Origin of the sequence: Bradyrhizobium sp., assembly GCF_035701725.1 — a bacterium.
Classification (GTDB): domain Bacteria; phylum Pseudomonadota; class Alphaproteobacteria; order Rhizobiales; family Xanthobacteraceae; genus Bradyrhizobium.
The window spans coordinates 1-5,802 of the sequence record NZ_DASSRP010000220.1; the positions used below are offsets into that span (position 1 = coordinate 1).

9 protein-coding genes are annotated in these 5,802 nt (G+C 62.0%); 4 read left to right on the forward strand and 5 right to left on the reverse strand.

Annotation, left to right across the window (positions count from 1 at the left end; translation table 11 throughout):
- Positions 1-73: 73 nt before the first annotated feature.
- Both rplT and rpmI read right to left on the reverse strand, forming a co-directional pair.
- A complete protein-coding gene (rplT, locus tag VFL62_RS12725) occupies positions 74-433 on the reverse strand; it encodes a 50S ribosomal protein L20 (protein WP_325172733.1) in 360 nt (119 codons plus the stop codon).
- 70 nt (positions 434-503) lie between these two features.
- A complete protein-coding gene (gene rpmI, locus VFL62_RS12730) occupies positions 504-704 on the reverse strand; it encodes a 50S ribosomal protein L35 (protein ID WP_072818481.1) in 201 nt (66 codons plus the stop codon).
- Positions 705-1,083: 379 nt separating this feature from the next.
- Here rpmI and VFL62_RS12735 point away from each other — a divergent pair, with 379 nt between their 5' ends.
- The gene (locus VFL62_RS12735; protein ID WP_325172734.1) at positions 1,084-1,404 is read left to right on the forward strand and encodes a hypothetical protein; all 321 of its coding nucleotides are present in this window, start codon (positions 1,084-1,086) and stop codon (positions 1,402-1,404) included.
- 103 nt (positions 1,405-1,507) lie between these two features.
- Here VFL62_RS12735 and infC read toward each other — a convergent pair whose 3' ends face one another.
- Positions 1,508-2,047, reverse strand: a complete 540-nt coding sequence (infC, locus tag VFL62_RS12740; RefSeq protein ID WP_325172739.1) for a translation initiation factor IF-3 — start codon at positions 2,045-2,047, stop codon at positions 1,508-1,510.
- A 248-nt stretch (positions 2,048-2,295) separates the two neighbouring features.
- Between infC and VFL62_RS12745 the strand changes: the two genes are divergently transcribed.
- Both VFL62_RS12745 and VFL62_RS12750 read left to right on the forward strand, forming a co-directional pair.
- The gene (locus VFL62_RS12745) at positions 2,296-3,078 is read left to right on the forward strand and encodes an alpha/beta hydrolase (RefSeq protein WP_325172735.1); all 783 of its coding nucleotides are present in this window, start codon (positions 2,296-2,298) and stop codon (positions 3,076-3,078) included.
- A gap of 24 nt (positions 3,079-3,102) precedes the next feature.
- Entirely contained in the window at positions 3,103-3,570 is a 468-nt protein-coding gene (locus VFL62_RS12750) for a nuclear transport factor 2 family protein (protein ID WP_325172736.1), read from the forward strand.
- Here the strand turns inward: VFL62_RS12750 and queG are convergent.
- Both queG and VFL62_RS12760 read right to left on the reverse strand, forming a co-directional pair.
- The gene (queG, locus tag VFL62_RS12755; RefSeq protein ID WP_325172737.1) at positions 3,567-4,703 is read right to left on the reverse strand and encodes a tRNA epoxyqueuosine(34) reductase QueG; all 1,137 of its coding nucleotides are present in this window, start codon (positions 4,701-4,703) and stop codon (positions 3,567-3,569) included. The genes VFL62_RS12750 and queG overlap by 4 nt on opposite strands.
- A 39-nt stretch (positions 4,704-4,742) precedes the next feature.
- Positions 4,743-5,435 carry a glutathione S-transferase family protein gene (locus VFL62_RS12760; protein ID WP_325172738.1) on the reverse strand — a complete coding sequence of 231 codons (693 nt, stop codon included), beginning with the start codon at positions 5,433-5,435 and terminating at the stop codon, positions 4,743-4,745.
- A 209-nt stretch (positions 5,436-5,644) separates the two neighbouring features.
- Here VFL62_RS12760 and VFL62_RS12765 point away from each other — a divergent pair.
- On the forward strand, positions 5,645-5,802 hold a 158-nt coding region (locus tag VFL62_RS12765), incomplete at its 3' end, for an undecaprenyl-diphosphate phosphatase (protein ID WP_325172740.1).

The following is a 5,802-nucleotide window of genomic DNA, read 5'->3' on the forward strand; positions in this document are numbered from 1 at the left end:
GCCCAGCCGAACGGGTCGGGGCTTGGTCAAAGCCCCGCTCGTATCGGCCTCGTCATGACGGGCGTTGCAGCGATCAGGCCGCGAGAGCGGCCTTGGCCTTCTCGGCGATCAGCTGGAACGCCGCCGGCTCGTGGATCGCGAGATCCGAGAGCACCTTGCGGTCCACGGTGATGCCGGACTTGGACAGGCCGTCGATGAAACGGCTGTAAGTCATGCCGAATGGGCGCACCGCGGCGTTGAGGCGCTGAATCCAGAGCGCGCGGAAGGTGCGCTTCTTGCGCTTGCGGTCGCGGAAGGCGTATTGGCCGGCCTTTTCGACCGCCGGCTTGGCGGCGCGGATCGTGTTCTTGCGGCGGCCATAGTAACCCTTGGCGGCCTTGTAGACTTTCTTGTGCTTGGCGTGGGCGGTCACACCGCGTTTGACGCGAGCCATGACGGAGCTCCTTGAAATTCAAAAAATGGGTGACGGATCGCCGCGCGAACGCGGCGCAGGTTGAGTGCGATCAGGCGTTCGGCAGGAAATACTTTTTGACGTTGTCGCCGTCGGTCTTGAACAGCACGCGCGTGCCGCGCAGCTGCCTGATCTGCTTCTTCGTCCGCTTGATCATGCCGTGGCGTTTGCCGCGCTGGGCGTGCAGCACTTTGCCTGTGGCAGTCACCTTGAAGCGCTTTTTGGCGCCCGACTTGGTCTTCAGCTTGGGCATTTGGCTCTCCTAATCGCCGCAGAAAAGCATGCCGAAAACGGCGCTTCGCGGCCAAAATGCTCGTTAGAGCGTTGAAAGTGCTCAGGTTTTCATGTCGATCGACAAAACCCGCACGGCCATCGCCACGGCAGCCCTTAAATCAGCCGGGCGATGAAGGCCGCGCTTATCGCAGAACAAGTTCATTTTGGCAACGGATGAACCGTCAAATCGGCTTCGTCGACTGATGAGAGGATGCCGGATGTCGGCGTCATCAAATCAGCAGCAGGGCAGGACCAAAATGAGCATTTCAGCCCGATCCATTACCCCTTTTTCGTATTGCAGACGATCTGGCCCGGCAAAGGGCGCTTTTACCCTTGCCATCCTCGCTTTCACGGCCGGAATGGCGAGCCCGGCCGCAGCCGGTCCCCGGCCCGGCGCCTATGACGGCACCTGGAACGTGACCTTCACCACCCGTGCCGGCAATTGCTCTTCGAACAACAGCGCTCCGTTCAACGTTTCCGGCACCCAGGTTTCGTCGGCGGGTGGCGGCAAGGTAACTGGCGGCATTCGTCGCAACGGCACCCTGGCGGTCAATATTTCGGTCGGCCTGTCGCATGCGAGCGGCACCGGCCGGCTGGCCGGCAATTCCGGCACCGGGCGCTGGAGCGGCGTCATCACCGGCGACAAGTGCAGCGGCACCTGGGTGGCGACCCGAACCTGAGGCAGCTCTGCGGTCGCTGCTCCCGACGCAACCGAACATTGTCCCCGCGCACCTCACGCGGGGACAATGAACGGTCAGAGCTGTTGCTTATCAGCGAATGCGCTCAGCGCGGTGCCAGAACCATCACGACCTGGCGGCCTTCGAAGCGGGCATCCTGCTCGACCTTGGCAAACTCGGCGACGTCGGTCTTGATCTTGTCGAGCAGCTTGGTGCCGATTTCCTGGTGTGCCATTTCGCGGCCGCGGTAGCGCAAGGTGATCTTGACCTTGTCGCCTTCCTCGAAAAAGCGCTGCATGGCGCGCATCTTCACGTCGTAGTCGTGATCGTCGATCATCGGCCGAAGCTTGATCTCCTTGATCTCGACGGTCTTCTGCTTCTTGCGGGCTTCTGCCGCTTTCTTCTGCGCCGAATACTTGTACTTCCCGTAATCCATGATCTTGCAGACGGGAGGCGTTGCGTTCGGTGAAATCTCCACGAGATCCATTCCGGCTTCGATTGCCTGTTTGATGGCAACGATCGTCTCGACGGTGCCTTGGTTCGTACCGTTCTGATCGATTAACTGAACCGTTGCGTTGCGGATCTCATCATTGGTGCGCGGCCCATCTTTGGCGACGACGGGCGGGGCTCTGTTGGGACGGCGAATGGGTGGTTCTCCAAAATTGTGAACGAAGGTCGTACATTGAAGGAATAAGGTGCCGCGGGCAAGCCAGCTTGTCTTGCACGCCGCCAAAAAGCATCAAATGCGAGGCTTTTCGGCCACGCCGGCGAGATAAGGCGAAGCGAGACCCTCCGCAAGCACCATAACGCGTGAGCGGGCTTTTGGTCCCGGCATTTGGTTGACGGATCTGATCGGCTCGCGCACACACAGAGCCCACGACAAATGACGAACCCATGACCGCCCCCGCGACGAACCCGCAAAACCCCCATTTCATCGAGGTCGGCGACGCGCCACGCCGGATCGCGGTCCGGAACCGCGAGGGTGGCTCGCCCGGGCTTTTTTGGCTGGGCGGCTTCAAGTCGGACATGCAGGGCACCAAGGCGGTGGCGCTGGATGCCTGGGCGGCTGAACGTGGCCGCGCCTGTGTCCGCTTCGACTATTCCGGGCACGGCGAGTCCGGCGGCGATTTCACCGAAGGTACCATCGGGCGCTGGCTGGAGGAGAGCGTTGCGGTGTTCGAACGGTTCTGCGTGGGCCCGCAGGTCGTGATCGGTTCCTCGATGGGGGGCTGGATGGCGCTGCTGCTGGCCCGTGAACTCGCCAAGCGTCCCGCGCCGCGCGCTTCGCTCAAGGCATTGGTGCTGATCGCGCCGGCGCCGGATTTTACCGAGGAACTGATGTGGAAAGGATTTTCGCCTGAAATCCGCGCCCAGATCGAAACCACGGGCCTGTGGCTGCGTCCCTCCGGATATGGCGACCCCTATCCGATCACCAAGAACCTGATCGAGGAGGGTCGCCAGCATCTTCTGCTCGGAGCTGCGATCGAGGTCGGCTGTCCTGTGCATATCCTGCAAGGCGCGCAGGACCCGGACGTGCCGTGGAAGCATGCCTTCGCACTGGTTCACCGGTTGCCGGCCGACGATGTGGTGCTGACCATGATCCAGGACGGCGATCATCGCCTGTCACGGCCGCAGGACATCGCGCGGATTCTGGCCGCGATTGCCGAGTTCGGCTAGCTTTCTCCGGCAAGGAGAGACGCCATGGACACGCACGACTTGCTGCGCGCCTTTTGCGATGCTGTTGAGCAGCGCAACGGCAAGGCCTTCGCCGAATTGTTTGCCGAACACGGCGTCTATCACGACGTGTTCTATGGCGCCTTCGAGGGCCGCACCAAAATCGCCGCGATGGTCGATGATGTCTTTTACCGGACCGCGACCGATTTTCGGTGGGACATGCATTCGCCGCTCAGCGACGGACGGCAGCTCTACGCACGCTACACGTTCAGCTATCGCTCGCTGCTGCCGGAAGCCAAAGGTGCGCGTGTGATGTTCGAAGGCGTCGCCATGATGGAGCTGTGTGACGGCAAGATCACCAGCTACCACGAAGTCGCCAACACCGCGCCGGCATTAGTGGAGATGAACTTCGCGCCGGAGCGCATTGTGAAGATCCTGGCCAAACAGGCCGCAAGCTTAAGGGCGCGGCCGGAGATGCGGCGCCATCTCGTCTAGCGGTCGCTTGATCCGCCCGGCATCGAAGCAGCCCATTCGGCGCGGACGCTCGCGTCGGTTTCCGCAGCGGCATTGTCTGCGAGCGCCACGAAGCGATCGCGGCTTACGAGTTGCGACAATGCCCATACCGCCGCGCCCCGCACCAGCGGGTTTGCATCGGTCAAGAGGCGCTCGGCCTCTTTTGCCAACACGGGTTCGTCTGCATTGCCGATCGCAATCAGCACATTGCGGATGAAGCGGTCGCGGCCGATGCGCTTGACCGGTGATTTCGAAAACAGCTTGCGAAACGCTTCATCGTCGAGCCGGGCCAGCGCCGAAAGCGCGGGCGCGCGCAATTCATCGCGGGCTACCAGTTTGGCCTCATGGCCAGCTTGGGCAAATTTATTCCACGGGCAGACCGCAAGGCAATCGTCGCAGCCGTAGACGCGGTTGCCGATGGCTTTTCGGAACTCGCGCGGGATCGGTCCCTTGTTCTCGATCGTCAGGTAGGAAATGCAGCGCCGCGCGTCGAGCTTGTAGGGCGCGGGAAAGGCATCTGTCGGACAGATGTCGAGGCAGGCGCGGCACGAGCCGCAATGGTCGGTTTCGGCCTCGTCGCGCGGCAACTCGGCATCGGTGAAGATCGCGCCGAGAAAAAGCCAGGAGCCGAACTCGCGCGACACCAGGTTGGTGTGCTTGCCCTGCCAGCCGAGGTGAGCGGCCTGCGCCAGGGGCTTCTCCATCACGGCCGCGGTGTCGACAAAGACCTTGACCTCGCAACCGGCGGCAGCGGCCAGCCAGCGCGCCAGCACTTTGAGCCGTTTCTTGATCACGTCGTGATAGTCGTCGCCTTGCGCATAGACCGAAATCGCGCCACGCGTGCGCGCCTGCAGAATCGACAGCGGATCTTGCTCGGGTCCGTAATTGACGCCGAGCATGATCACCGAGCGCACGCCGGGCCACAGGTTTCGCGGATCGCTGCGGCGCTGCGGGTTGGCCGCCAGCCAATCCATGTCGCCATGGCCGCCGGTGGCGAGAAATTCGAGAAAGTATTGTCCGGCTTGCGCGATCGCCGCTGGGTCGGTCACGCCTACGCAATCGAAGCCGAGGTCGCGCGCCTTTTCCGTCAGCGCCTGCTTGAGATCGTCACGCATCGGATCGCGCACGAGTTACTGTGCAGGGAATGATCGGAATCAGAAATCGAGATCGACATAGGTGCGCGAAGCCGGCACGCCCGCCAGCCACTCGCTGAGCAGTGGACGGAACGAGGGCCGGGACTTGACCCGCGCATACCAGGCCTTGGCCGCGTCGTCCTCGCTCCATGGCACGTCGCCCAGATAATCGATCGCCGACAGATGCGCCGCGGCGGCGAGATCCGCATAAGTGATCCGGTCGCCGGCCAGATAGTTCCGCGTCCGCGCCAGCCAGCCGATATAGGCCAGATGATAGCGCACATTGGCTTTCGCCGCGCGCATCACATCGGCGGAGGGTGGACCGCCGCCTTCATCCTCGCTCATGAAACGCTTGTAGATGCGTTCGGTCACCAGCGGGTTGGAGGCTTCTTCGAAAAACTTGTCGTTGAACCATGCCATCAGCCGCCGCACCTCGACGCGCTCGGTCATGGCTTGCGGCAAAAGCCTGCGCTCACCCGCCTCAGCGCCGAGCGTCTCGTCGATAAATTCGGCGATGATGCCCGCGCCGGGAACAGGCGACTGTCCCTCAATCATCAAGACCGGCGTGGTGCCGGCGGGATTCATCGCGAGAAAGGCCTCGCGCCGTTCCCAGGCCCGTTCCTCCACCAATTGCAGGTCGATCCCCAGTTCGCCGAGCACGAGACGAATGAAGCGTGAATGCGGGCAGAACGGGTGATGAAACAGCGTGAACATGAAGTCCCGGGAATGAAGTCCTGATGAGTTGCGTCGCCAAACTACCCAAGGTTTCGACCGTGGCAACCCTTTGCTCGCGTGTTTTTGCCGTTGCGGCGTCGAACCGAATAAGCGAGAAGATTTGGGCCATTTTCGGCCGCCACATTCGTGGCAGCCTCCATTCGATGCCGTCGCATCAATCACCAAATCTGGAAAGAGGGCGCTAGATCATGCTGTCTGATTCGCTACGGGCGGTAATTCTCGGCATCGTCGAAGGCATCACGGAATTCTTGCCGGTCTCCTCGACCGGACACATGCTGCTCGTGAACCGTTTCTTCGGATTGGGCGAGGGGGCGTTCTGGGACAGCTTCGTCGTGCTGATCCAACT